Source organism: Pseudomonas sp. MPDS, from assembly GCF_013283895.1.
GTDB classification, from domain to species: Bacteria; Pseudomonadota; Gammaproteobacteria; order Pseudomonadales; family Pseudomonadaceae; genus Aquipseudomonas; species Aquipseudomonas rhizophila.
The window spans coordinates 4,668,070-4,691,808 of record NZ_CP054128.1 but is presented as its reverse complement, the minus strand read 5'-3'; the positions used below and the strand labels follow the sequence as shown (position 1 = coordinate 4,691,808).

The following is a 23,739-nucleotide window of genomic DNA, read 5'->3' as shown; positions in this document are numbered from 1 at the left end:
GTGGTTTTTAGCGTCGATGATCACGGGCGGATCGGAATAAAGCGCTGCCAGGTCTGCTTCCCCTGGATGGGAAAAGACCCCTTGTGTGTTGGTACGTCGGTGCCAACGCTTTCTGCCTGAACAGATCAGAGACACGACCATGCATAACGTCGTCATCAGCGGCACCGGCCTGTACACCCCGGCCAACAGCATCTCCAATGAAGAGCTGGTGCAGTCTTTCAATACCTACGTCGCGCAATTCAACGCCGACAATGCCCAAGCCATCGAGCGGGGAGAAGTCGAGGCGTTGACCGAATCCAGCGCGGCGTTCATCGAAAAAGCTTCTGGCATCAAGAGCCGCTTTGTCATGGACAAGGATGGCATCCTCGACCCGCAACGCATGACCCCGCGCCTGCCCGAGCGCTCCAACGACGAGTGGTCGGTGCTGTGTGAAATGGCCGTCGGTGCCGCGAAACAGGCCCTGGAACGCGCCGGCCGCACCGCCGCCGACATCGATGGCGTGATCGTCGCCTGTTCCAACCTGCAGCGTCCGTACCCGGCCATCGCCATTGAAGTCCAGGAAGCGCTGGGCATCGAAGGCTTTGGTTATGACATCAACGTGGCCTGTTCCTCGGCGACGTTCGGCATCCAGGCCGCGGCCAACAGCGTACAACTGGGCCAGGCCCGGGCGATCCTGATGGTCAACCCTGAGGTGTGCACCGGCCACCTGAATTTCCGCGACCGCGACAGCCACTTCATCTTCGGCGACGCGGCCACCGCGGTGATCATCGAACGGGCGGACCTGGCGACCTCGCCGTATCAGTTCGACGTGGTCAGCACCAAGCTGCTCACCAAATTCTCCAACAACATCCGCAACAACTTCGGCTTCCTCAACCGCGCCGGGGAAGAGGGGATCGGCAGCCGTGACAAGTTGTTTGTCCAGGAAGGTCGTAAAGTCTTCCGCGATGTTTGCCCGATGGTGGCCGAACTGATTGGCGTGCACCTGGAGGAAAATCAGCTGAGCGTCGGTGAAGTGAAGCGTTTCTGGCTGCACCAGGCCAACCTGAGCATGAACCACCTGATCGTGCGCAAGCTGCTGGGTCGCGAAGCCACCGAAGAAGAAGCGCCGGTGATCCTCGACCGCTACGCCAACACCAGCTCGGCGGGTTCGGTGATTGCGTTCCACTCCTACCAGGATGATTTGCCCAGCGGTTCGGTCGCCGTACTCAGCTCGTTCGGCGCCGGCTATTCGATTGGCAGCGTGATTCTGCGTAAGCATTGATCCTCTGGCGGCGACGAATTTTTTGTGGGAGCAAGGTCATGTGGGAGCAAAGCTTGCTCACGAAACAGGCAGCGCGGTTTATGAAGGACCGCATCGCGGGCAAGCCTTGCTCCCACATCAGCCCCCTCGCCACAGCCGCGATCTATTCAGCAATGGGCGTTGAATGACCGTCACCGACGACACACAACTGCTCCAACGCCTCTTGGCCGGTGAGCAGCAGGCCTTCAAAGAGCTGGTCAGCACCTACCAGAGCCCGATGCGCGCCGTGGCCTACGCCATCGTGGGCAGTCGGCATGCCGATGAAGTGGTGCAGGACGCCTGGTTGTCAGTGGTGCGCAACCTCAATGGCTTCCAGGGCCGCTCCAGTCTCAAGACCTGGCTGCTGACCATCACCGCCAACGCCGCCAAGGGCCGCTACAAGCAGAACCGTCGGGAGGTGTTGCTCGATGATCTGCCGTCGCCCCACGGCACCCTGGGCGATGATCGTTTCGCCGCGGATGGCCATTGGCTGCTAGCACCGTTCGCCTGGCATCAGGACACACCGGAGGCGCTGCTCACGATGAGTGAGCTGCGCGAATGCCTCGAGCACACGCTGCTCAGTCTGTCGCAACTGCAAAGCAGTGTCTTGACCCTGCGCGAACGTCAGGGCCTGGAACTGGAAGACATCTGTAATCTTCTGGACATCTCGCTCTCCAACGTACGTGTGCTGTTGCATCGGGCACGGCTGAAGGTCTTTGCGACCGTAGAACATTTCGAGGAAACCGGCGAATGCTGACCTGTAAGGAACAAGTGGCGCGCTCCAGCGATTTTCTCGACGGCCAACTGAGTTTTCGTGAGCGCCTGATGATGCGCCATCATCTGATGTTCTGTGCCACGTGCCGGCGTTTCATTCGCCAGATGCGCCTGATGCAGGCCACGCTCAGAAAGCTGCCTGAATCGCCGGTTCCCAATCTGGATCAGTTGGCTGAAAAACTCGCGGCCGAGCGCCGTAAAAATATTCGCTGAGTCCCAGACACCCCTACGCCCCTGTGGGAGCGAGCCTGCTGGCGATGGCATTGTTTCATTCGACATCAATGCCGGCTGATTGACCGCTATCGCGAGCAGGCTCGCTCCCACTGGTATTGGTGCATCGGTTATTCCCTTTCGAAGTAAAAAGTTCCCCTGTCATAAAATCTTTATCTGACAGCAACTGCGCTGACACAACCCATCGCCAAGATCCCCTCCAACACCAGCGGGCTCAGTTCCGCGTGTTTTCTAACGGCATAGACTACCAACAGGGGAATTCTTCGATGATCCGTAAGCACTTCGCAGGTGTTGCCGCCAGCGCACTGGCAATGGCAGTAACCGCCCAGGCTTTCGCCGGCACCGTCACCACCGATGGCGCCGATATCGTGGTCAAAACCAAGGGCGGCCTTGAGGTCGCTACCACCGACAAAGAGTTCAGCTTCAAGCTTGGCGGTCGTTTGCAGGCTGACTACAGCCAGTTCGACGGTCTCTACACCGATAATGGCAATTCGGCCGACGCCGCTTACTTTCGTCGCGCTTTCCTGGAACTGTCCGGCGTGCTGTACACGGATTGGGCCTACACCATCAGCTACGACTTCTCGCATAACGCCGGCAGTTCAGACGACGGTTACTTTGACGAAGCGTCCATGGCCTACAACGGCTTCAAGCCGGTCTCGATCAAATTCGGTCGTTTCGACCCGGATTTCGGTCTGGAAAAAGCCACCAGTTCCAAGTGGGTGACCGCGCCGGAGCGTAACGCCGCTTACGATCTGATCGACTGGGCCAACGGCCACCAGAACGGTCTGGGTCTGCAAGCGTCCAGCACCTTCGCCGATTCGTTCTATGCCTCCGCTGGCGTATTCGCCAAGGACAACAACGACACCGACGGCGACAGCGTCAAGCAGGTCAACGGTCGCTTCGTATTCGCGCCGATGCATGACTCCGGCAACGTCCTGCACTTCGGTGTGAACGTCGCCTCCCGTGACGTCTCCGACACCGTATTCGATGCACGTTACCGTTCCCGCCTGGGCATGCGTGGCGTCGAAACGCTGGGTGGCAACGATGCCGGCCCTAACGGCAACCGTCCGTTGCTGGGTGGCGCGAACAACTCGCCGGCCGGTTCGTACGACACCGACACGGCGTTCGGCCTGGAAGCCGCTTTCGCCATGGGGCCTGCGTCGATCCAAGGTGAATACATTTCGCGTAAAACCAAGGCTGACAGCGATGCCTTCGAAGACATCAAAGGCCACGGCTTCTACGTCCAGGGTGCCTATACCATCACTGGTGAGTCCCGTGGCTATAAAGTCGGCAAGTTTGACGCGATCAAACCCCAGAACAAATCCATCGGCGCCTGGGAAGTGTTCTATCGCTACGACAGCATGACCGTCGAAGACGACAACATCACCACTGCCTCCGCGACCCGTGACGTGGGCGATGCCGAAGCCAAGGTGCACAACCTGGGCGTGAACTGGTACGCCAACGAAGCAGTGAAAATCTCCGCTGCCTACGTCAAGGCCAAGGCCGACAACGTGACCAATGCCAACGGCGACGACGATGGCGACGGTTTTGTCATGCGCGCCCAGTACGTGTTCTGAGTTGGGCTGACTTGATACAACGCTTCATGTTTCATCCGTTATAGCTCCTTTGAACCCCGCCTCTGGCGGGGTTTTTTTTTTACGTCCGTCCGCTCAGGATCGGCGATACTCGCCCCATCCGCATTCTGGATATCGGGGAGCCGCATGCCGCTACACGTTCTGGACAGCCTGTCCGCCATCGCGCCGCAAGAGTGGGACGCGCTGGTGCCCGCCAATCAACCTTTCCTGCGCCACGCTTTCCTCACGGCCCTGCAAGACAGTGGCAGCCTGGGCCCGCAATCAGGCTGGCAGGCCGAGCATCTGCTGCATATTGAAGACGGTCGTGTGCTGTCGGCTCTGCCCAGTTATCGCAAGTGGCATTCCTACGGCGAATACGTGTTCGATCACGCCTGGGCCGACGCCTGCGCCCGGGCCGGGATCGACTATTACCCCAAGCTGTTGACGGCGGTGCCGTTCAGCCCGGTCAGTGGCCCGCGGCTGCTGGCGGCGAGTGGGGAAGACGGGTTGGAGTTGCTTGCCAGCCTGCCGGGTTATCTGGAAATCGAATCGCTCTCCAGTGCCCACATCAACTTCACCGATGCCTTTACCGACGCAGCGCTGGCCGGGCAGGAGGGCTGGCTGCAGCGGATTGGTTGCCAGTACCACTGGCGCAATCGCGGTTATCGGGACTTCCAGGATTTTCTCGACGCGCTCAGTTCCCGCAAACGCAAGCAGATGCGCAAGGAACGTGAGCAAGTGGCGGGGCAGGGCATCGAGTTCCAATGGCTGGAAGGTCATCAACTGGACCAGGCCCAGTGGGATTTTGTCTACGCCTGTTACGCCAATACTTACGCGGTGCGTCGGCAAGCGCCGTACCTGACCCGGACGTTTTTCAGTCTGCTGGCCGAGCGCATGCCCGAGGCCATTCGCGTGGTGTTGGCCAAGCAAGGTTCACGGCCGGTGGCGATGGCGTTCAGCCTGGTGGGCGGTGACAGTTTTTATGGGCGTTACTGGGGTTGCCTGGCGGAATTCGACCGTTTGCACTTCGAGACCTGTTTTTATCAGGGCATGGATTACGCCATTGCCCACGGCTTGCAGCGTTTCGATGCCGGTGCCCAGGGCGAGCACAAACTGATTCGTGGTTTCGAGCCGGTGATCACCCGTTCCTGGCACTACTTGCGCCATCCTGGCCTGAAGGCGGCGGTTGCAGACTTTCTGGTCCGGGAGCAGGAGGGCGTGTTGGCGTATGCCGAAGAGGCGAAGACCGCACTGCCTTATCGGCAATGCTGATCTTCGCCGGCGTGACTCAGCTGTTTTCCTTGCCCAGCCAGCGGTAAGCAACACCGCCAACGATGGCGCCGAGCAACGGTGCCACCCAGAACAGCCACAATTGCTCGATGGCCCAGCCGCCGACGATCAGTGCCGGACCGGTACTGCGGGCCGGGTTGACGGAGGTGTTGGTGACCGGGATCGAGATCAGGTGAATGAGCGTCAGGGCCAGGCCGATGGCAATCGGTGCCAGGCCGGCTGGCGCACGTTTGTCGGTGGCGCCGAGGATGATCAGGATGAACATTGCCGTCATGACCAGCTCAGTCACAAAGCCGGCCACCATGGAGTACTGACCGGGCGAATGTTCGCCGTAACCGTTCGCTGCCAGGCCGGAAGCGGCCAGGTCGAAGCCTTCCTTGCCGCTGGCGATGAAGTAGATCAATGCGGCGGCGAGCACCCCACCAATGACCTGGGCAATGATGTAGGCAGGCAGTTCCTTGGCCGGAAACCGCCCGCCCACGTACAAGCCCACCGAGACGGCCGGGTTCAGGTGGCAACCTGAGATATGGCCGATGGCGAACGCCATGGTCAACACCGTCAGGCCGAATGCCAGGGCAACCCCCAGCACGCCAATCCCGGAAGCGGCCAATACAGCGCTGCCACAGCCGCCCAACACCAGCCAGAACGTACCCAACAACTCAGTCGTTGATCGTTTGAGTAAAGACATAAGCATCCTTGATAGAACAGTCGTGATAATCGGTTATGCATCCAGCAGAGTTACGACAGGTTCATCTCCAGAACCTGGGCTGAGTACAGCAGAACGTTGCGACAAATCCAGCGGCATTAAAAAACCGCCAGAGTCATGGACTGTGGCGGTTTCGGCCTTGGACGGTGGGGAGTATGTGGTTGCGGTGTGGGCTAAATGGATCCTGGACAGAATTTTTCAGAATGGCGCTCGGGCGCTGGGCTGTGGGAGCAAAGCTTGCTCGCGAGGCAGGCGCCTCGGGCCATCCGGGAGACCGCGTCATCTTCATCGCGGGCAAGCCTTGCTCCCACACGACTCCCACGCCTCCTGTCTGTAGAAGCCAACCCGGTTCAGTCGATGCCCACAAACCCACCCGTCTGATGCTGCCACAGCCGCGCATACAACCCGCCATGGGCCAGCAGTTCGGCATGGCTGCCGGTCTCGGCGATGCGGCCGTTTTCCAGCACCACCAGCCGGTCCATTCGCGCGATGGTGGAGAGGCGGTGGGCGATGGCGATCACGGTCTTGCCTTGCATCAGGGTCTCGAGGCTTTCCTGGATCGCCGCTTCGACTTCCGAGTCCAGTGCTGACGTCGCTTCGTCCATGATCAGGATCGGCGCATCCTTGAGCAGCACCCGTGCGATGGCAATACGCTGACGCTGGCCGCCGGACAGCTTCACCCCGCGTTCACCCACATGGGCATCAAAACCGCTGCGGCCTTCAGCGTCCGACAGCAGCGGGATGAACTCATCGGCCCGGGCCTTGTGCACCGCCGCCCAGAGTTGCGCATCGGTGGCGTCGGGTTTGCCGTAGAGCAGGTTGTCGCGAATGGAACGGTGCAGCAGCGACGTGTCCTGGGTGATCATGCCGATGCGCTCGCGCAGGCTTTCCTGGCCCACTTCTGCGATGTCCTGCCCGTCGATCAGAATGCGTCCGCCTTGCACGTCATACAGACGCAGCAGCAGGTTCACCAGCGTGGATTTGCCCGCACCGGACGGGCCGATCAGGCCGATCTTTTCCCCCGGCTTGATCACCAGGTTCAAGTCGCCGATCACCCCGCTTTTCTTGCCATAGTGGAAATCCACATGCTCGAAGCGCACTTCGCCACGGGCCACCGCCAAAGGCTTGGCCTGATCGCGGTCGGTAACGCTGACGGGCTGGGCGATGGTCTGCAAACCGTCCTGGACCATGCCGATGTTTTCGAAGATGCCGTTGACCACCCACATGATCCAGCCGGACATGTTGACGATACGGATCACCAACCCGGTCGCCAGGGCAATCGCGCCCACGCTGATCAGCGACTGGGTCCAGAGCCACAGGGCCAGCGCCGTGGTGCCGACGATCAGCAGCCCGTTCATGCTGGTGATGACCACATCCATGCTGGTGACCACGCGGCCGGCCAATTGGGCTTTCTCGGTCTGTTCCTGGATGGCTTCGCGGGCGTATTGCTGTTCGAAGTTGGTGTGGGCGAACAGCTTCAGCGTGGTGATGTTGGTGTAGCCGTCGACGATCCGGCCCATGAGTTTGGAGCGGGCATCGGACGATACGACGGAGCGCTCCTTGACCCGCGGCACGAAGTAGCAGAGTGCACCGATGTAGGCGGCGATCCAGATCAGCAGCGGGATCATCAGGCGCCAGTCGGCTTCGGCAAACAGCACCAGTGAGCTGATGGCGTAGATCAGCACGTGCCACAGCGCGTCCACGGCCTGCACCGCTGAGTCGCGCAAGGAGTTGCCGGTCTGCATGATGCGCTGGGCGATGCGTCCGGCGAAGTCGTTCTGGAAAAAGTTCAGGCTCTGCTTGAGCACGTAGCTATGGTTTTGCCAGCGGATCAGGCTGGTCATGCCGGGGCTCAAGGTCTGGTGCACCAGCAGGTCATGCAAGGCCACGAAGATCGGCCGGAAAACCAGCGCCACCACCGCCATCCACGCCAGCTCCAGGCCGTGGAGCTTGAAGAAGTCCACGTTCGGCGTGCCCTGGGTCAGGTCGATGATGCGGCTCAGGTAGCTGAACAGCGCCACCTCGATCAGTGCGCCGATCAGGCCCACCACCAGCAGCACGGCGAAGCTGGGCCAGACTTGTTTCAGATAATAGGTGTAGAAGGGCAGGACGCGGTTCGGTGGTGCCGAGGTAGGGGCGTCGCGGAAAATGTCGATCAGTGTTTCGAAACGGCGATAAACCATGGGTACATAGCCCGGGCCGGGCTCTCCTTTTTTCCTGTGAGCGGCGCGGGATCGCCGCCGCCGCTCAGGCTTGCCCTGTGCTGTTTAGTCGATGCGCTTGGCCGACTTGATGATCACAGGATCGATCGGCACGTTTTGCATGCCTTGTTTGGTGGTGGTCTGGGAGTTGACGATGATGTCCACCACGTCCATGCCCTTGACCACTTTGGCGAACACTGCGTAACCGGCGTCACGGCCCGGGTCGAGGAACGCATTGTCGGCCACGTTGATGAAGAACTGGCTGGTGGCCGAGTTCGGGTTGGAAGTACGCGCCATCGACAAGGTGCCACGAACGTTATGCAGGCCATTGCTGGCTTCGTTCTTGATCGGTGCCTTGGTGTCTTTCTGTTGCATCTGTTGGGTGAAACCGCCGCCCTGGGCCATGAAGCCCGGGATCACGCGGTGGAAAATCGTGTTGTTGTAGAAGCCGCTGTCCACGTACTCAAGGAAGTTCTTGGTACTGATCGGCGCCTTGACCGGATCCAGCTCGATTTCGATCTGACCGTTGGTGGTGTCCAGCAATACGTGGGGCGCCTTGGTCGGCTGCGCGGCCATCAGGTTGGCGGCAAACAGGACGGAGCCGGCGGCGAGGGCGATTTTTTTCAGCATGGGTTCAGTGATCCTGAGTAGTTGAGTCGATTGCGGTCAAAAATTCGAGCAGGGTTTGGTTGAAGCGTTCGGGTTGATCCAGCGGGGTCGCGTGCCGTGAGTCGGCAATGACCACCAGCCGGGCATCGGGCAGAAGTTTCACATAGGCCTCTTTCAAGGCCACGGGGGTGTAGTCGTGGTCGGCGCAAATGACGAGGGTTGGACAGGCCACCTGCGACAGTCGTTCCTGAACCCCCCAACCCACAATGGCATCGAAGCTGGCGAGATAAGCACGTTTGTCGTTTTTTGCCCAGCGCCGGGCCATTTCCAGGCGTAACTCGGTCTGTTGCGGTTTGGGGAACAACTTGGCGCCCAGGGCCTTGCCAATGGTTTCAAGGCTCAGAAGGCGCATCAGGCTCCAGCGCTTGAACCATTGCCAGCAGTCATCAGGCGTGCGGACTTTGACTTGCGGCGCGCTGTTGACGATGCACAGGCTCTTGACCCGCCCTGGCTCATCCACGGCCAGTTGAAAACAAATCATGCCGCCCATGGACCAGCCCACCAAGTGCACCGGGCCCAGGTCCAGGTGTTCGATCAGGGCGATCAGGTCGGCGCTGAAACCTTCGATGCTGTAAGGCCCGCGAGGTTTGTCGGAGCGTCCATGGCCGCGCACGTCCACTACGATCAAACGGTAGTGGGCGGACAATACCGGGATCTGTTTTTCCCAGTCGCGGGTGCTCGAGCCCAGCCCGTGGACCAGAATCAAGGGCGCGCCGTGGCCATATTCCTCGTAGTGCAGGTTGCAATCTTCGTGGGCGAAATAGGCCATTGGCAAAATCCTTGTCAGGCTTGTTCAGGGGCGGCGAACGGCGCATCCAGCGGCGCGGTGTCGAAGGTGCGCAGCAGTTCGATGAGGATTTGCGTGGCCGGGCCCAAGGGTTTTTCCTTGTTGGAAAAAAGATAGAAGGTGGAGTTGCGAGTGCCGCCCTGTTCCAAGGGTAGACGCTTGAGCAAGCCCTCCTTGAGTTCCCGCTCGATCATGTGCCGCGGCAGCCAGGCGAAGCCCAGGCCGCTGCCGACGAACGTCGCGGCGGTGGCCAGGCTGCCGACGGTCCAGCGTTGCTCGGCACCCAGCCACCCGACGTCGCGGGGTTGCTGGCGACCGGAGTCGCGGATCACCACCTGCAGTTGGCTTTCCAGGTCCTGGAAGTTCAGTTCGCGGTTGAGGCGATGCAGGGCGTGTTCGGGATGGGCCACCGCGACGAATTCAACATCGCTCAGTTCGGCGCCCAAGTAACCGGGAATGCTGAAGCCGCTGATGGCCAGGTCCGCCACGCCTTCGAGCAGCACTTCCTCGACACCCGATAGCACTTCTTCGCGCAGGCGCACGCGACAGCCACGGCTTTGCGGCATGAACGCGGTCAAGGCACGTACGAGGCGGGCGTTGGGATAGGCGGCATCGACCACCAGCCGCACTTCCGCTTCCCAGCCTTGCTCCATGTGATGGGCCAAGTCTTCCAGTTGGCTGGCCTGTTTCACCAATTGACGGGAACGACGCAGCAATACGCCGCCGGCTTCGGTCAACACGGCCTTGCGCCCATCGATACGCAGCAACGGCACGCCGAGCTGGTCCTGCATGCGGGCCACGGTGTAACTCACCGACGACTGGGAGCGGTGCAGCACCTCGGCGGCCTGGGCGAAGCCGCCGTGGTCGACCACCGCTTGCAAGGTTCGCCATTGATCCAGGGTCACGCGGGGCGCTTTCATATTGAGCTCCTCTTGTCCTAAGCTGGCGGTCCCTTGGTGGAGACTGCCTAATGAAAAAAATCTGTTGTGTGGTGCTGGCCCTGTTGCCGCTGACTGCGTTCGCGTACCCGATCGATGTGGAAAAACACCTCAACGGCCTGAGCATCGACTACACCGCCTATGACACCGACGCCGACATTGGCTCCATTCAGGTCAACAACTACGGCGGCACCGACGCGGCCTGCACTGTGGTGTTTCGCAACGGCCCTGAAGCACCACGTACCCGCAAGATCGAAGTCGCCGCCGGCAAGTTCAAGAACGCCACCGCCAAGTTCAACCGCAACATCATCAAGCTGCGCATCACACTGACCTGCCAGCCGAAATAAGTCGGTGACACAGGAGCGAGCCAATCCTTGCTCCGCTTATAAACGAATTTATCGATGTTTTGCAGCAATTATTTGCGCTTTTTGATCGATGTAACCATGTTTAAGCTTCACTCCATCGACTGACAACATTCTCCGATGGAGGCTACATCCCATGTCCCGCGTTCTGATCATCGAAAGCAGTGCCCGCCAGCAAGACTCGGTTTCCCGTCAACTGACCCAGACCTTCATCAACCAATGGAAAGCTGCGCACCCGGCCGATGAAATCAGTGTTCGTGACCTGGCCATCCATCCGGTACCGCACCTGGACGCCAATCTGCTGGGGGGCTGGATGAAGCCCGTCGAGCAGCGCAACGACATCGAAAACGCTTCCCTGGAACGCTCCAACCAGTTGACCGATGAGTTGCTGGCCGCTGACGTGCTGGTGATGGCCGCGCCGATGTACAACTTCGCCATCCCGAGTACCTTGAAAGCCTGGCTGGACCACGTACTGCGTGCCGGTGTGACCTTCAAGTACACCCCCACCGGTCCCCAGGGCCTGCTGACCGGCAAACGTGCCTTCGTCCTGACCGCTCGCGGCGGCATTCATGCCGGCGCCAGCTCCGACCACCAGGAACCCTACCTGCGTCAGGTCATGGCCTTCATCGGCATCCACGACGTGACCTTCATCCATGCCGAGGGCATGAACCTGGGCGGTGATTTCCAGGAGAAGGGCTTGAATCAGGCCAACGCCAAGCTGTCTCAGGTCGCCTGATCCGTTAATCCTCAGGTAATCGCCAGGTGGTCTAGTGGCCTGGCGCTCCCTTCAAGCTGTTTTGCGCATCGAACCTCCCTTGGCACTTGTTGCTCCTGAGTGCAGTCGCCCGATTGAACGCTTTAGCGAGATCGGGCTTTTTTTTGCCTGCAATTCCAGGCCAGCCACACAACCCTGTGGGAGCGAGCCTGCTCGCGATTGCAGTGTGACTGTGTAAGAGAAATCACCTGACACTCCGCCATCGCGAGCAGGCTCGCTCCCACAGGGTTCAGTGCCTGGGTTGGCTACTGCGGTTAGCGACAACCGGCAAAAACCGCTATCTTCGCCGCCATCCGAAACGAGGGGCGTATGGGCTATCTACTTTTTGTCACGCTGATTCAGGCGTTTTCCTTCAGTCTGATTGGCGAATACCTGGCCGGGCATGTCGACAGTTACTTCGCGGTGCTGGTGCGGGTTGTGCTGGCGGGGCTGGTGTTCATTCCGCTGACCCGCTGGCGTCAGGTGGAACCGTCGTTCATGCGCGGCATGCTGTTGATCGGCGCCTTGCAGTTCGGCGTGACCTACGTGTGCCTGTACTTGAGCTTTCGTGTGCTGACGGTGCCCGAGGTCCTGCTTTTCACCATCCTGACGCCGCTGCACGTGACCCTGATCGAAGACGCGCTCAATCGTCGCTTCAATCCCTGGGCCTTGATCGCGGCGCTGGTGGCGGTGGCTGGCGCGGCGGTGATTCGTTACGACCGGATCAACCCGGATTTCTTCATGGGCTTTTTGCTGCTGCAACTGGCCAACTTCACCTATGCGGCCGGGCAGGTGCTGTACAAACATCTCGTCGCTCGCCATCCCAGCGACCTGCCGCACTACCGGCGTTTCGGCTACTTCTACCTCGGCGCACTGGCGGTGGCGTTGCCGGCCTTCCTGATGTTCGGCAAGGCGGATTTCTGGCCAGAAGCACCGCTGCAATGGGGCGTACTGATATTCCTCGGCCTGGTCTCCACCGCTTTGGGGCTTTACTGGTGGAACAAAGGCGCGTGCATGGTCAACGGCGGCACGCTGGCTGTGATGAACAACCTGCATGTGCCGGTGGGGTTGCTGGTCAACCTGCTGATCTGGAACCAGCACGAGGAACTGGGGCGGTTGCTGCTGGGCGGGTCGGTGATATTAGCGGCGGTGTGGATCAGTCGGTTGGGGGTACGCCAGCCGCTGCCTGCACACTGAACCCCTGTGGGAGCGAGCCTGCTCGCGAAGGCGTCGTATCAGTCGCTGTATCTGTTGTCTGACACTGCGCTTTCGCGAGCAGGCTCGCTCCCACCGGGGATCTCTGCGACTTGAAGGTCAAACCACCTGCTTCTGCGGCTCCGGCAGAGGACTGGCCCCCAATGCCGCCGGCAACAGCCCCGAACGCAGATCCATGCCACTGGGCTGTTGATACAGGTTCAACCCGAACTCCGGCATTACCGCCAGCAGGTAATCGAAGATATCCCCCTGGATACGCTCATAGTCGGCCCACGCAGTGGTGCGGGTGAAGCAGTAGATTTCCAGCGGGATGCCCTGGGCCGTGGTCTGCATCTGGCGGACCATGCAGGTCATGTTTGGCTGGATGTCCGGGTGGCTTTTCAGATACGCCAAGGCGTAGGCGCGGAAGGTGCCCAGGTTGGTCATGCGCCGGCGGTTGGCCGACATCGCCGCGACGTTGCCCTGGGCTTCGTTCCAGGCCTTGAGTTCGGCCTGTTTGCGGCTGATGTAATCGGTCAGCAGATGAACCTGGGTCAGGCGCTGTTCTTCCTCGTCCTGCAAAAACCGCACGCCGCCGGCGTCGATGAACAGGCTGCGCTTGATCCGCCGCCCGCCGGATTGCTGCATGCCGCGCCAGTTCTTGAACGACTCGGACATCAGGCGCCAGGTGGGGATCGAGACGATGGTCTTGTCGAAGTTCTGCACCTTGACCGTGTGCAGCGTGATGTCCACCACATCACCGTCGGCCCCCACCTGAGGCATCTCGATCCAGTCACCGACCCGCAGCATGTCGTTGCTGGTCAACTGCACGCTGGCGACGAACGACAGCAAGGTGTCCTTGTAGACCAACAGAATCACCGCCGACATGGCCCCCAAACCCGACAATAGCAATAGCGGCGAGCGGTCGATCAGGGTGGCAACAATGATGATCGCGCCAAACACATACAGCACCATTTTCGTCAGTTGCACGTAGCCTTTGATCGAGCGGGTGCGGGCGTGTTCGGTGCGGGCGTAGACATCCAGAAGGGCGCTGAGCAGGGCGCTGATGGCCAGCACCATGAACAGGATGGTGAAAGCCAGGGCAACATTGCCCAGGAAAATCATGCTGGTCTTGCTCAGTTCCGGCACCAGGTGCAGGCCGAACTGGATGACCAGCGAGGGCGTCATCTGCGCCAGGCGATGGAAAACCTTGTTCTGGCGCAGGTCGTTGACCCAGTGCAGGGCCGGCTGGCGACCCAGCAACTTGGCACCGTGCAGGATCAGGTAACGCGCCACGCGCCCCAGCACCAGGGCAATCACCAGCAGCAGTATCAGTGCAAGGCTGGAATGCAGGAGGGGATGCTTATCGAGAGCACCCCAAAGGTCTTGAATGTTGACCCAGAGCTGTTTGATGTCCATGGACGAAACGGTTCTTCTATAAAGACGCGACGGTGCGATTAGAGCATTTAAGCCAGGTTAAGTGACCCTTGATGACGAGTCGGCTCACAAAAAAGCCACTGATTAGCGCCGTTCGTATAAAGAAACTCGGCCTTCGCGCTCGAAACCGTTACCCTATGCAGCTGTTTTTTTGCATTTCTTCGAGGTAGCACCCGTGTTTTCCCAATTCGCCCTGCACGAACGCCTGCTCAAAGCCGTGGCCGAGCTTAAATTTGTCGAGCCAACGCCGGTGCAGGCAGCGGCTATTCCGCTCGCGCTCCAGGGGCGTGATCTGCGGGTGACGGCGCAGACCGGCAGCGGCAAGACCGCGGCGTTCGTGTTGCCGATCCTCAACCGCCTGATCGGCCCGGCCAAGGTTCGTGTCAGCATCAAGACCCTGATCCTGCTGCCGACCCGTGAACTGGCCCAGCAAACGCTCAAGGAAGTGGAACGCTTCTCGCAGTTCACCTTCATCAAGTCTGGCCTGATCACCGGTGGCGAAGACTTCAAGGTCCAGGCCGCCATGTTGCGCAAAGTACCGGACATCCTGATCGGCACGCCAGGGCGGATGATCGAGCAACTGAACGCCGGCAACCTCGACCTCAAGGAAGTCGAAGTGCTGGTGCTGGACGAAGCCGACCGCATGCTCGACATGGGTTTTGCCGAAGACGTGCAGCGCCTGGTGGATGAATGCGTCAACCGCCAGCAGACCATGCTGTTCTCCGCCACCACTGGCGGTTCGGGCCTGCGGGAAATGATCGCCAAGGTGCTGAACAACCCTGAGCACTTGCAGCTCAACGCGGTCAGCCAACTGAACTCCACGACCCGTCAGCAGATCATCACCGCTGACCACAACCAGCACAAAGAACAGATCGTGAACTGGCTGCTGGCCAACGAAACCTACGAAAAAGCCATCGTGTTCACTAACACCCGCGCCATGGCCGACCGCATCTACGGTCGCCTGGTGGCCCAGGAATACAAGGCGTTCGTGCTGCACGGCGAGAAAGACCAGAAAGACCGCAAACTGGCCATCGACCGCCTCAAGCAGGGCGGCGTGAAAATCCTCGTCGCCACCGACGTCGCCGCCCGCGGCCTGGACGTGGAAGGCCTGGACATGGTCATCAACTTCGACATGCCCCGCAGCGGCGACGAATACGTGCACCGTATCGGTCGTACCGGACGCGCCGGCAACGATGGCCTGGCGATTTCGCTGATCTGCCATGGCGACTGGAACCTGATGTCGAGCGTCGAGCGCTACCTCAAGCAGAGCTTCGAGCGCCGCACCATCAAGGAAGTCAAAGGCACCTACGGCGGACCGAAAAAGGTCAAGGCCTCGGGCAAGGCTGTTGGCGTGAAGAAGAAAAAGGTCGACGCCAAGGGCGACAAGAAGAAAACCGGCGCCAAGGCCCCGACCAAGCGCAAGATCGCCAACCGTCCGAAGACCGACGCTTTGTCGCTGGTCAGCAAGGACGGCATGGCCCCACTCAAGCGCCGCAAGCCTGAAGCGCCAGCGGCTGAGTGAAACGGCGGTAGTGCTGCACAAAAAACCGGACCTTGGGTCCGGTTTTTTATGGATAACTGAATCTGACGCAAAACCCGTGGCGAGGGAGCTTGCTCCCGCTGGGCTGCGCAGCAGCCCCAACAAAGTGGAATTTACAATCATCTAACGAGTTGACGCTTCGATTTCAGGGGGCGCTTCGCACCCAGCGGGAGCAAGCTCCCTCGCCACAAAAGCAAGCTGTATCCGCTCCGGGCGTCACCCCGCTTTCTTCTCCGCATTCTTGAGCTCTTGAAGACGCTCATCAATCAACTGGCACTTGTCCGGCACATCTTTGCTGGCGGTCTCCAGGTCCATGGCCTGCAGTTCCTTATTCATTTCCTTAGCCTTCTCCGGGTTCTGTTCGGTGAGCCTGGTCACTTCCTTGGCCAATTGTTCACGCTTGGCGGTGGCTTGCTCGGGCGTGCAAGTGGCCCAGGCGGGCAGGGCGCAGGTGAGGGTGGCGGCGAGGGTGAGTTTGAGGAGGGTGTTCATGGCAGGGCCTCGTATTCCTTGTTGGGCTGATAAGGGGTTGAGGCCACGCGAGGGTGGAAAGTTCATTGGCTGGATGTTGCGAGGTACGCCCGCGATTGTTTCTGTCCGTCTCGCAGGAAGTCTCCGGTTCCGCATCGGACCTTTCGTACTTCCGTGGGGAAGGCGTCTTATTTCAGATGAATGGTTTCGGTAATAGTCCCGCGGATCAAACAAATAGTTGACGTCAAAATGATGGCTAATTAGTATCGCGCCACTATTTTGATATCGTTTTTGCTAGAGGGATCTAACATGTCCTCCCCCTTACTTTGGGCGAGGTTGTGCGTAGCTTTGCTGTGCCTTTCTCCGCTTCCCCTTGCTCACGCTGCCCCCACCCCCGGCGAAACCGACCTTATCCGCGAGCGTCAGAACCGCTTGCTCGAAGAGCAGCGTCAACGTCTGGAAGAGCTCAAGGACTTACCCGGCAAGGCGGAGAAACCGGCCCAGCCAACAGCGCCTGCCGATGCCCGATGTTTCCCCATCAAGACCATTGAACTCAAAGGTGCCGACAGTCTTTCGGCCAGTGAGCGCGAGCGGTTGCTCAAACCTTACATCGGCCAATGCCTGGGCGTGACGCAGCTCAATGAGCTGCTCAAAGTCATCACCGATCACTACATCGAAAAAGGCCTGGTCACCAGCCGGGCCTATTTACCGCAGCAGGATTTGTCCGGTGGGCATTTAAGCGTGCTGGTGGTGGAAGGACGGCTTGAAGGCTTGAAGGGCGCCGAGAACAGCAAGCTCTCGGACCGTGAATTGGCGATGGCCTTTCCTGGCAAGACCGGCGAGTTGGTCAACCTGAGAGAGATCGAGCAGATGGTCGATCAGCTCAATCGCCTGCCATCGAATCAGGCGAAGATGGAGTTGACCCCCGGCCAGAACGTCGGTGGCAGTGAAGTGCGCGTCACCAACGAAGTACAAAAGCCCTGGCGTGCCGGGCTGTCGCGTAGCAACGACGGCCAGCGCAGCACAGGCGAGCAGCAGTGGGGCACCAGCTTTGAGTGGGACAGCCCGCTGGGCTTGGCCGACCAGTTGATGTTGCGCGGTGGTCACGATGCGATGACCGACCACCAGCACACCTCCAACAACGCCATGCTCTATTACAACTTGCCTTTTGGCTGGTGGAACGTCAGCTACACCTACAGTCGGAGCGAGTACCGCTCGCAGATCCCGGCCAACGGTTTCAACTTCAAGCAGACCGGCGACAGCCAGAACCATCAGTTGCGAGTCGAACGGGTGATTCACCGCGACGCCCTGAGCAAGACGTCTCTCAACACCGGCCTGGCCTACCTGCGCACCAATAACTTCATTGAAGACAGCAAACTGGACGTCAGCAGCAATCGCCTGAGTGAAGGGCAGTTCGGCATCAACCATGGCCGACGGGTCGGCAGTGCTTTCGTCAACCTGGACCTGGGTGTGCAGCAAGGCATCGGCGCTTTCGATGCCCAGGGCGATCACGATCCGGGTCCCGGCCAGGCCGACGCCCGTTATCGCAAATACACCGCTACCGTCAGCTACCTGCAACCGTTCAAGTTGTGGGGCGAATCGTTCAGTTTCAGCAGCCTGATGACCGGCCAGCGCAGCGAGGACGTGCTGTTCAGCCCCCAGCGCATGAGCCTGGGCGGGCAATCGTCGATTCGTGGCTACAAGGACCAGTCGCTATCCGGCGACAGCGGTGGTTATTGGCGCAACGACCTGCGCTGGAGCCGCCCGGTGACGCTGGAGTGGTGGCGCCCGGTGTTCGCTGAATACGGCACCAGCCTCGGTTACGACCAAGGCGTGATTCGTGGCGGCCGCTACAACGACGACCAGCACGGGCGCATGTCGAGCAGTTCTCTGGAGTTGTTCGCCCGCGGCCAGCACCTGAGCGCCAGCGTCACCTTCGCCCATTCCCTGGAACGCCCGGATGCCCTGACCGAGCGCGAAGCGCCGATCTACTTCCGCGTGGATGTATTCCTTTAATTCCTGCTGCAACGAGACTCGATCATGGACGACCGCCAACACGCCTTTCTGGCCTGCCAGCCTTCTGCTGCCTTGCAAACCCGCGAGTACTTCTGGGGCATGCCCAAACGCGGCCTGGCGTTCCTGTTGGCCAACGTTATGTTCTGGCAACCGCTGTGGGCCCAGGCTGACGGCATCGTGGTCAGCGCGCCGGGCACAGGCCTGGACCGGGCCGGCAACGGCGTGCCCATCGTCAACATCGCCAAGCCCAACGGTAGCGGCCTGTCCCACAACCAGTTCAAGGATTACAACGTCGGCAGCAACGGCGTAATCCTCAACAACGCCACCGCCCGCACCCAGTCCACCCAGTTGGGCGGGATCATCCTCGGCAACCCGAACCTCAATGGCACGGCGGCCAAGACCATCCTCAACGAAGTCAACGGCGGCAACTGAGGTGCGAGATGGGGTTCGTATGCGTGTTGTTTACCAACCCGCGATAAGTAATGTTGTAACTGCATTTCCTGATAATGCACCTATACCACCTTATAAATCTATTAAGTAGGCTGCTATGTACTCGCAACGAATATTAAAGCTAGGTGCTAAATTTGAAGGGCGTTTGGAAGCGGTATTTCTGGCGGGGGCATTGGACTATGTCAAGTACAATGAAGAGAGCTTGGCGTTAGAGATTTTTTGTGAGCATATTTGTGAGTACGATGTAGCGCTGAGTGTTGATGAGTTTAAAGAGATTCAGGAGTTAGCATTGGATATGGGGTTTGAACTTGGAAATGCTCCTTTTAAATATTTGCAGGCGCTAACAAAGACTGAAGAGTAACGTTGAGTACATCTCGAGGAAAAGGGACAGATTTGAATGGCACTTACTTAACCTTCTTCAGGTACCCATTCTTCTTGACCTCAGCCCTTGCTGCTCGACGAGTTGTCATCAGCAAGGGATAAGGCTTGGGTCTTCGTTTTATAGCGCAAGATTCGATTCTGTCTGGGCGATTTCCTACACGCTTCTTGGTAATCAACTTAAGCAGAAAAACGGGGACAGACCCTGAGGGATCCTGTTCAGCCCCCAGCGCATGAGCCTGGGCGGGCAATCGTCGATTCGTGGCTACAAGGACCAGTCGCTGTCCGGCGACAGCGGTGGTTATTGGCGCAACGACCTGCGCTGGAGCCGCCCGGTGACGCTGGAGTGGTTGCGCCCGGTGTTCGCTGAATACGGCACCAGCCTCGGTTACGACCAAGGCGTGATTCGTGGCGGCCGCTACAACGACGACCAGCACGGGCGCATGTCGAGCAATTCGCTGGAGTTGTTCGCCCGCGGCCAGCACCTGAGCGCCAGCGTCACCTTCGCCCATTCCCTGGAACGCCCGGATGCCCTGACCGAGCGCGAAGCGCCGATCTACTTCCGCGTGGATGTATTCCTCTAATTCCTGCTGCAACGAGACTCGATCATGGACGACCGCCAACACGCCTTTCTGGCCTGCCAGCCTTCTGCTGCCTTGCAAACCCGCGAGCACTTCTGGGGCATGCCCAAACACGGCCTGGCGTTCCTGTTGGCCAACGTTATGTTCTGGCAACCGCTGATGACGAACGGGGACAGACCACGTTTTCTATGATGTAGAAACGTGGTCTGTCACCGTTTTTCTCTTATTGTTTGTGAAAAGTATGCAAAGTGTATCTCCCTTATTCGAGCATGAAATGGGCGACCCAAAGGTCGCCCGTTTTCGTTATTCAGCAGCCTGCGCCCGCAACCGCCTCCCAATCACGTCCATCACATCACACCCATCACGCAACGCTATCGTCAGCATCTTGCAAAAGTCCGAAAGCACCAGCGTATCGGAGCTGATATCCGAACGGAACGCGATATTTTCCAGCAGTTGGGTCACGGTGCGGATGCGGTAGTCGGCGGTTTCGAAGAGGACATCGAGCGGGGCTTCGGTGTCGATGAGCAGGGTGGCCGGGGTGCAGTCAATTCCGGTGATGGACATGTATCTGGTCATAGTCAGAGCCTCGAAAGTTGATTGAGTCTCTCTGTAGGTCGGGTCGCCAAACCCGGTCGCTTTTTTGGGTGACGAAGGACTATAGAGCGATCCACTCTTGAGCCACAAGACACCGCTTTCCGAGCTTCATGTAGGACCTTTGGCCTGGCAGTTGTCGGCTTTGGCTGAGGCCAAGCAGGCAACTGCTGCGCAGTCGAGCGGGAGCAAGCTCCCTCGCCACGGGGAGCGCGCTCGACTTGCGCGGGTTGGCGTATCAGCCATGGCAGCAGCTATGAGGCTTGGCCTCTTCGTATTTATCGTGATGCCGCACCCAGTCCATGATTTCGTCTTCGTTGCGGCCCTTGGGCGTGAGATCCAGGTAGTTGTAGGTGCCGACCAGGATGTCGAGGCCGCGGGCGTAGGTGGAGTAGGTGTGGAAGATGTCGCCGGCTTTGTTGCGATAGAAGACGCTTAGGCCGGGGAGTTCGCCTTCGGTGGTGTCGGTTTTTTCGTAGTTGTAGGGGGCTTTTCCGGCGGCGGTGTCTTCGGGTTTGAAGCTGACGCCGAAGTCGTAGTTGAAGTCGCAGCCTTCTGACGAGACCCAGTCGAAGGCCCAGCCCATGCGACGTTTGAACGGCTGGAACTCGGCGAACGGCGCGCGGGAGACGGCGACCACGGCGACGTCGTGGTGGGCCAGGTGTTGGTTGGCGCCGTCGATGTGGTCGGACAGGAATGAGCAGCCATCACAGCCTTCTGTCCAGCCGGGGCCGAACATGAAGTGGTAGATGATCAGTTGGCTGCGGCCGCCGAACAGGTCGGCCAGGCTCAGTTCGCCGTTGGGGCCCTGGAAACGGTAGGGTTTTTCGATTTTTACCCAGGGCAGGGCGCGGCGTTCTGCGCTGAGTTTGTCGCGTTCGCGGGTGAAGGCTTTTTCGTGGATCAGGTGCTGGCGACGGGCGGCGAGCCATTCTTCCCGCGAGACGACGGCATGATTTTCTACGTTCATGGTGAATTCTCCTGCGTGGCAGAGCCGCTGATTCGGCACTTCTGTCAGTGGTCGTTTGGCCCGGGGGGAATTCGACAGGCCGTTGGTCGGCTTGGGCAATAGCCCACCGGTAAGCCCGGCTGAACGGCAGCGCAGCGCCTGGGTCACACTTTAAGTAGGCATCTCATTCTTTGGAGGATGGACCAGGATGACGACTTATAACTGGGACTTGATCGAACGGTTGTTGCACGAAGTGCAAAACGGCGCCGGCCACAGCTTTACCCCTCGGCCTTATGCGGAGCAGTACGCGGCAGAGAAGGCAGCCGCAGGCGAGCCGATCGAGAACCTCGATCATCTGAAAGCGGTCGCCGGGGAGTACGAAAAGCTGCTGTTGGAGCGTAACTATATCGAGCCTCGGCCGGAGGAAGAGGGCGGTAACGGCGAGAACTTTGTGCTGACGCCCCGTGGCTCGCGGTTGTTGAGCCTGATCGACAGCAGCATCCCGGGCAATGATCATCCGCGCCAGGTGCTGGATGAGCAGGATGATGCGCTGGATGAGTTTACTTTTGATGAGGTGGCTTCGAAGGCGCAGATTGCCTGACAGGCCTGCACTGAGCCCTGTGGGAGCGAGCTTGCTCGCGATAGCGGTCTGACATCAACAGGTGTGTTGCCTGTTCTGCCGCTATCGCGAGCAAGCTCGCTCCCACATTCGATCTCCCACATGCATCTCAGTGGTTTTATGAGCGTGCTGCCTTCAGGCACTTCAAATCACTGAAATCCTTTTTCACCCGGTCGATCTTCCTCAGCAAGTGTTCGCGTTGCGTCGGGGTGCTGTCGGCCATCACGTCCACCAGCAGGCTGCGGGCCTGGGCTTCGGTTTTGTCGAAGGCCTGGCGGTAGGCGGGGGTCCAGAGGCTTTCGCGGTCGACCAGCAGTTGCTCGATGCGCTTGGGGAAATCGGGGCTGTGGCGTTGGGCCACAGCTTCGCTGAACTGGTTTTGCCAGTGCGCGCGGTTGGCGATCCATTGCTGGTTTTGATCGCCCAAGGCGCGGGACCAGGCCTGCACGCGTTGGCGCTGGGCTTCGCTGAGCGGGCCGAGCCAGTCGTTCAGGCGTTTCTCCATGCGTTCGCTGCGCTCCTGGATTTGCTGCTGCAACGTCGGCTTGAGGTATTGCTGCTGGCGTTTGCGTTGGTCTTTGACGAACGCGGCGTCCATGTCCGCGACCTGATCGTCGTTCAACCCCTGCAATAACTCGATGGCAGACGGGGTGATTTCCCGGGCGGTTTCGGCGATGGCGGCCTTGGCTTCCCGGGTACGCTGTTGCAGGGCCTGGTCGGTCACCTGGTTGGTTTGCACCATGTTCTTCAAGCGGTCCAGCCAGTCAAGGTAGCCGGGCAGTTGTGTGGTGCAATGCCAGTTCAAGTGTTCATTGAGACGGTCGTTGAACCAGTCCTTTTGCTCGCCATTGATGTCCAGATAGTCGTTGAGCGTCCAGGGGATGATCAGGTCGAGGTTGCGGTAGGCCAGGCCCACGCGGCTGCAGGCGGTGACGGTGAGCAGCAGGGCCATGAGCAGGGCTATGCGGGTGAACCAGCGCGACATGAGCGAGTCCTTGCGAAGGCATGGGTTGCGAAGGCGTAACTGTCTTGTTTGAGCATGGCAGGTGCGCGGCAGTTCAGCCGATCGAATAAGTAACGCTTAGTAAAAAGGGTGGGCCATCTTGAGGGTCAGCAGGCCGTCGCATTCGCTGTTGTGACCGGAGTACGCCGAGCAACGGCTGCCGCTCAGGCTGGAGTCGCTGTAGATCAGGTCCAGGTCGATGCCTCTCCAGGGGCGGGAAATTTTCAACGACCAGTCACTGAAACTGCCTACATAACCGTCCTCCACCGACACGGGTGAGTTGTACTGGTGGGTGGTGTATTTGGCGCTCAGGCCAATACCAAACGGCACGTTGCCGCCCAGGTCGGCAAACAAGGTGCTGTTCTGTTTATCCGGGTCGTTGCTGAAGGCCGCGCCGAAACGGCTGCCCAGTACGGTCAGGCCACCGAAGAATTCCTGGCTGTCGAGCGTGTCGAGGGTGGGGTAGCTGTAGTGGATCAGGCCGATTTCGTAACCCAGGGTCTGGTCGAAGGGCTGTTTGAAGCCCATGTAGGAATCGACTTCAAGATTGCTCGATGGGCTCAGGCCAACGCTGGGCGACCACTGGCCCACGTACCAGCCGCTGTCGTGGCTCAGGTCCAGGCCGCCATGAAACGAGCCGGTGCTTGACGGCGTGACCAGGCCCTGGGCCATGCTGCGGCTGGGCGTGGTGCCGAGTTTGAGGTCGAAGTCGCCGAGCTCGCCCTGAAACACCTGCCCATGGGCGAGAGGGCAGGCCAGCAGGCTGAGCGTCAGGGAGACAATGGGAATGCGCATGCTTCACTCCATGGATAGCGAGGAGCAGGATCGGTCATCAAGCTGAAACACTTGAGCTAGAGAGGTGCAAGCATACCGGCGAAAGCTCGGCAGCGAAGGCCGTTCGTCGATTCTTGCAGGATGAGGGTAAGCGGGGAGGTTCCAGTCCAA

The 23,739-nt window shown here is 59.7% G+C and carries 24 protein-coding genes and 2 pseudogenes; 15 read left to right on the top strand and 11 right to left on the bottom strand.

The genetic code is table 11. From position 1 onward, the window contains the following. Positions 1-139: 139 nt before the first annotated feature. From HQ912_RS20590 to HQ912_RS20570, 5 genes are all read left to right on the top strand, one after another. A complete protein-coding gene (locus HQ912_RS20590) occupies positions 140-1,261 on the top strand; it encodes a beta-ketoacyl-ACP synthase III (protein ID WP_047227926.1) in 1,122 nt (373 codons plus the stop codon). 163 nt (positions 1,262-1,424) lie between these two features. Continuing rightward, positions 1,425-2,036 carry an RNA polymerase sigma factor gene (locus tag HQ912_RS20585; protein WP_047227925.1) on the top strand — a complete coding sequence of 204 codons (612 nt, stop codon included), beginning with the start codon at positions 1,425-1,427 and terminating at the stop codon, positions 2,034-2,036. Continuing rightward, positions 2,030-2,266 (top strand): anti-sigma factor family protein, encoded by a 237-nt coding sequence (locus HQ912_RS20580; protein WP_047227924.1) that lies wholly within the window; start codon positions 2,030-2,032, stop codon positions 2,264-2,266. Before HQ912_RS20585 ends, HQ912_RS20580 begins: the two co-directional genes overlap by 7 nt. A gap of 284 nt (positions 2,267-2,550) precedes the next feature. After that, positions 2,551-3,861 carry an OprO/OprP family phosphate-selective porin gene (locus HQ912_RS20575; protein ID WP_047227923.1) on the top strand — a complete coding sequence of 437 codons (1,311 nt, stop codon included), beginning with the start codon at positions 2,551-2,553 and terminating at the stop codon, positions 3,859-3,861. A gap of 144 nt (positions 3,862-4,005) precedes the next feature. Next, the gene (locus HQ912_RS20570) at positions 4,006-5,130 is read left to right on the top strand and encodes a GNAT family N-acetyltransferase (protein WP_173407239.1); all 1,125 of its coding nucleotides are present in this window, start codon (positions 4,006-4,008) and stop codon (positions 5,128-5,130) included. Between the two features lie 16 nt (positions 5,131-5,146). On the opposite strand, the gene aqpZ is transcribed toward HQ912_RS20570, so the two are convergent. The 5 genes from aqpZ to HQ912_RS20545 form a co-directional block, all read right to left on the bottom strand. Continuing rightward, positions 5,147-5,836 carry an aquaporin Z gene (aqpZ, locus tag HQ912_RS20565; protein WP_173407238.1) on the bottom strand — a complete coding sequence of 230 codons (690 nt, stop codon included), beginning with the start codon at positions 5,834-5,836 and terminating at the stop codon, positions 5,147-5,149. A 368-nt stretch (positions 5,837-6,204) separates the two neighbouring features. Then, entirely contained in the window at positions 6,205-8,037 is a 1,833-nt protein-coding gene (locus HQ912_RS20560) for an ABC transporter ATP-binding protein (protein WP_076385916.1), read from the bottom strand. Positions 8,038-8,121: 84 nt separating this feature from the next. After that, a complete protein-coding gene (locus tag HQ912_RS20555; RefSeq protein WP_076385914.1) occupies positions 8,122-8,685 on the bottom strand; it encodes a peptidylprolyl isomerase in 564 nt (187 codons plus the stop codon). Positions 8,686-8,689: 4 nt separating this feature from the next. Then, positions 8,690-9,493, bottom strand: coding sequence for an alpha/beta fold hydrolase (locus HQ912_RS20550; protein WP_173407237.1), 804 nt, complete (start codon positions 9,491-9,493; stop codon positions 8,690-8,692). Positions 9,494-9,507: 14 nt separating this feature from the next. Next, a complete protein-coding gene (locus HQ912_RS20545) occupies positions 9,508-10,431 on the bottom strand; it encodes a LysR family transcriptional regulator (protein ID WP_107322098.1) in 924 nt (307 codons plus the stop codon). 50 nt (positions 10,432-10,481) lie between these two features. On the opposite strand from HQ912_RS20545, the gene HQ912_RS20540 reads away from it, so the two are divergent. The 3 genes from HQ912_RS20540 to HQ912_RS20530 all read left to right on the top strand — a co-directional run bounded on the left by HQ912_RS20540 (position 10,482) and on the right by HQ912_RS20530 (position 12,762). Next, positions 10,482-10,796, top strand: a complete 315-nt coding sequence (locus HQ912_RS20540; protein ID WP_047227916.1) for a hypothetical protein — start codon at positions 10,482-10,484, stop codon at positions 10,794-10,796. A gap of 151 nt (positions 10,797-10,947) precedes the next feature. Next, positions 10,948-11,547 carry an FMN-dependent NADH-azoreductase gene (locus HQ912_RS20535; protein ID WP_047227915.1) on the top strand — a complete coding sequence of 200 codons (600 nt, stop codon included), beginning with the start codon at positions 10,948-10,950 and terminating at the stop codon, positions 11,545-11,547. 348 nt (positions 11,548-11,895) lie between these two features. Next, entirely contained in the window at positions 11,896-12,762 is an 867-nt protein-coding gene (locus HQ912_RS20530; protein WP_047227914.1) for a carboxylate/amino acid/amine transporter, read from the top strand. Between the two features lie 117 nt (positions 12,763-12,879). Here HQ912_RS20530 and HQ912_RS20525 read toward each other — a convergent pair whose 3' ends face one another. Beyond that, a complete protein-coding gene (locus tag HQ912_RS20525; protein WP_047227913.1) occupies positions 12,880-14,178 on the bottom strand; it encodes a mechanosensitive ion channel family protein in 1,299 nt (432 codons plus the stop codon). A gap of 193 nt (positions 14,179-14,371) precedes the next feature. On the opposite strand from HQ912_RS20525, the gene HQ912_RS20520 reads away from it, so the two are divergent. Beyond that, on the top strand, positions 14,372-15,718 hold the full coding sequence (locus HQ912_RS20520) for a DEAD/DEAH box helicase (protein WP_107322100.1): 1,347 nt from the start codon (positions 14,372-14,374) through the stop codon (positions 15,716-15,718). A 234-nt stretch (positions 15,719-15,952) separates the two neighbouring features. Here HQ912_RS20520 and HQ912_RS20515 read toward each other — a convergent pair whose 3' ends face one another. Beyond that, the gene (locus tag HQ912_RS20515; RefSeq protein ID WP_173407236.1) at positions 15,953-16,228 is read right to left on the bottom strand and encodes a hypothetical protein; all 276 of its coding nucleotides are present in this window, start codon (positions 16,226-16,228) and stop codon (positions 15,953-15,955) included. A 288-nt stretch (positions 16,229-16,516) separates the two neighbouring features. On the opposite strand from HQ912_RS20515, the gene HQ912_RS20510 reads away from it, so the two are divergent. The 5 genes and pseudogenes from HQ912_RS20510 to HQ912_RS20490 all read left to right on the top strand — a co-directional run bounded on the left by HQ912_RS20510 (position 16,517) and on the right by HQ912_RS20490 (position 19,824). After that, on the top strand, positions 16,517-18,223 hold the full coding sequence (locus tag HQ912_RS20510) for a ShlB/FhaC/HecB family hemolysin secretion/activation protein (RefSeq protein ID WP_173407235.1): 1,707 nt from the start codon (positions 16,517-16,519) through the stop codon (positions 18,221-18,223). Between the two features lie 24 nt (positions 18,224-18,247). Further along, positions 18,248-18,652, top strand: a pseudogene (locus tag HQ912_RS20505) (hypothetical protein); the annotation flags it as partial. 118 nt (positions 18,653-18,770) lie between these two features. Beyond that, on the top strand, positions 18,771-19,034 hold the full coding sequence (locus tag HQ912_RS20500; protein ID WP_107322103.1) for a MafI family immunity protein: 264 nt from the start codon (positions 18,771-18,773) through the stop codon (positions 19,032-19,034). Positions 19,035-19,263: 229 nt separating this feature from the next. Continuing rightward, positions 19,264-19,635, top strand: a pseudogene (locus HQ912_RS20495) (ShlB/FhaC/HecB family hemolysin secretion/activation protein); the annotation flags it as partial. A 24-nt stretch (positions 19,636-19,659) separates the two neighbouring features. Beyond that, positions 19,660-19,824: a hypothetical protein gene (locus HQ912_RS20490; RefSeq protein WP_157952123.1), complete on the top strand. Its 165-nt coding sequence runs from the start codon at positions 19,660-19,662 to the stop codon at positions 19,822-19,824. Between the two features lie 111 nt (positions 19,825-19,935). Here HQ912_RS20490 and HQ912_RS20485 read toward each other — a convergent pair whose 3' ends face one another. Both HQ912_RS20485 and HQ912_RS20480 read right to left on the bottom strand, forming a co-directional pair. Next, positions 19,936-20,208: a hypothetical protein gene (locus HQ912_RS20485; protein WP_047227909.1), complete on the bottom strand. Its 273-nt coding sequence runs from the start codon at positions 20,206-20,208 to the stop codon at positions 19,936-19,938. Positions 20,209-20,461: 253 nt separating this feature from the next. After that, positions 20,462-21,193: a DUF899 domain-containing protein gene (locus HQ912_RS20480; RefSeq protein WP_173407234.1), complete on the bottom strand. Its 732-nt coding sequence runs from the start codon at positions 21,191-21,193 to the stop codon at positions 20,462-20,464. Between the two features lie 187 nt (positions 21,194-21,380). Here HQ912_RS20480 and HQ912_RS20475 point away from each other — a divergent pair, with 187 nt between their 5' ends. Then, positions 21,381-21,773: a hypothetical protein gene (locus HQ912_RS20475; protein ID WP_047227908.1), complete on the top strand. Its 393-nt coding sequence runs from the start codon at positions 21,381-21,383 to the stop codon at positions 21,771-21,773. A gap of 136 nt (positions 21,774-21,909) precedes the next feature. Here HQ912_RS20475 and HQ912_RS20470 read toward each other — a convergent pair whose 3' ends face one another. Then, positions 21,910-22,776, bottom strand: a complete 867-nt coding sequence (locus HQ912_RS20470; protein WP_047227907.1) for a DUF6279 family lipoprotein — start codon at positions 22,774-22,776, stop codon at positions 21,910-21,912. A gap of 96 nt (positions 22,777-22,872) precedes the next feature. Then, entirely contained in the window at positions 22,873-23,589 is a 717-nt protein-coding gene (locus tag HQ912_RS20465; protein WP_173407233.1) for a TorF family putative porin, read from the bottom strand. Between the last annotated feature and the right edge of the window lie 150 nt (positions 23,590-23,739).

What these genes read in the sequence shown, in the direction of transcription:
- HQ912_RS20515 (WP_173407236.1), bottom strand. Translation starts at nt 16,228, where the DNA reads ATGAACACCCTCCTCAAACTCACCCTCGCCGCCACCCTCACCTGCGCC.
- HQ912_RS20580 (WP_047227924.1), top strand. Translation starts at nt 2,030, where the DNA reads ATGCTGACCTGTAAGGAACAAGTGGCGCGCTCCAGCGATTTTCTCGAC.
- HQ912_RS20510 (WP_173407235.1), top strand. Translation starts at nt 16,517, where the DNA reads ATGTCCTCCCCCTTACTTTGGGCGAGGTTGTGCGTAGCTTTGCTGTGC.
- HQ912_RS20535 (WP_047227915.1), top strand. Translation starts at nt 10,948, where the DNA reads ATGTCCCGCGTTCTGATCATCGAAAGCAGTGCCCGCCAGCAAGACTCG.
- aqpZ (WP_173407238.1), bottom strand. Translation starts at nt 5,836, where the DNA reads ATGTCTTTACTCAAACGATCAACGACTGAGTTGTTGGGTACGTTCTGG.
- HQ912_RS20485 (WP_047227909.1), bottom strand. Translation starts at nt 20,208, where the DNA reads ATGACCAGATACATGTCCATCACCGGAATTGACTGCACCCCGGCCACC.
- HQ912_RS20530 (WP_047227914.1), top strand. Translation starts at nt 11,896, where the DNA reads ATGGGCTATCTACTTTTTGTCACGCTGATTCAGGCGTTTTCCTTCAGT.
- HQ912_RS20540 (WP_047227916.1), top strand. Translation starts at nt 10,482, where the DNA reads ATGAAAAAAATCTGTTGTGTGGTGCTGGCCCTGTTGCCGCTGACTGCG.
- HQ912_RS20590 (WP_047227926.1), top strand. Translation starts at nt 140, where the DNA reads ATGCATAACGTCGTCATCAGCGGCACCGGCCTGTACACCCCGGCCAAC.
- HQ912_RS20480 (WP_173407234.1), bottom strand. Translation starts at nt 21,193, where the DNA reads ATGAACGTAGAAAATCATGCCGTCGTCTCGCGGGAAGAATGGCTCGCC.
- HQ912_RS20555 (WP_076385914.1), bottom strand. Translation starts at nt 8,685, where the DNA reads ATGCTGAAAAAAATCGCCCTCGCCGCCGGCTCCGTCCTGTTTGCCGCC.
- HQ912_RS20575 (WP_047227923.1), top strand. Translation starts at nt 2,551, where the DNA reads ATGATCCGTAAGCACTTCGCAGGTGTTGCCGCCAGCGCACTGGCAATG.
- HQ912_RS20470 (WP_047227907.1), bottom strand. Translation starts at nt 22,776, where the DNA reads ATGTCGCGCTGGTTCACCCGCATAGCCCTGCTCATGGCCCTGCTGCTC.
- HQ912_RS20465 (WP_173407233.1), bottom strand. Translation starts at nt 23,589, where the DNA reads ATGCGCATTCCCATTGTCTCCCTGACGCTCAGCCTGCTGGCCTGCCCT.
- HQ912_RS20525 (WP_047227913.1), bottom strand. Translation starts at nt 14,178, where the DNA reads ATGGACATCAAACAGCTCTGGGTCAACATTCAAGACCTTTGGGGTGCT.
- HQ912_RS20475 (WP_047227908.1), top strand. Translation starts at nt 21,381, where the DNA reads ATGACGACTTATAACTGGGACTTGATCGAACGGTTGTTGCACGAAGTG.
- HQ912_RS20560 (WP_076385916.1), bottom strand. Translation starts at nt 8,037, where the DNA reads ATGGTTTATCGCCGTTTCGAAACACTGATCGACATTTTCCGCGACGCC.
- HQ912_RS20570 (WP_173407239.1), top strand. Translation starts at nt 4,006, where the DNA reads ATGCCGCTACACGTTCTGGACAGCCTGTCCGCCATCGCGCCGCAAGAG.
- HQ912_RS20545 (WP_107322098.1), bottom strand. Translation starts at nt 10,431, where the DNA reads ATGAAAGCGCCCCGCGTGACCCTGGATCAATGGCGAACCTTGCAAGCG.
- HQ912_RS20500 (WP_107322103.1), top strand. Translation starts at nt 18,771, where the DNA reads ATGTACTCGCAACGAATATTAAAGCTAGGTGCTAAATTTGAAGGGCGT.
- HQ912_RS20490 (WP_157952123.1), top strand. Translation starts at nt 19,660, where the DNA reads ATGGACGACCGCCAACACGCCTTTCTGGCCTGCCAGCCTTCTGCTGCC.
- HQ912_RS20585 (WP_047227925.1), top strand. Translation starts at nt 1,425, where the DNA reads ATGACCGTCACCGACGACACACAACTGCTCCAACGCCTCTTGGCCGGT.
- HQ912_RS20550 (WP_173407237.1), bottom strand. Translation starts at nt 9,493, where the DNA reads ATGGCCTATTTCGCCCACGAAGATTGCAACCTGCACTACGAGGAATAT.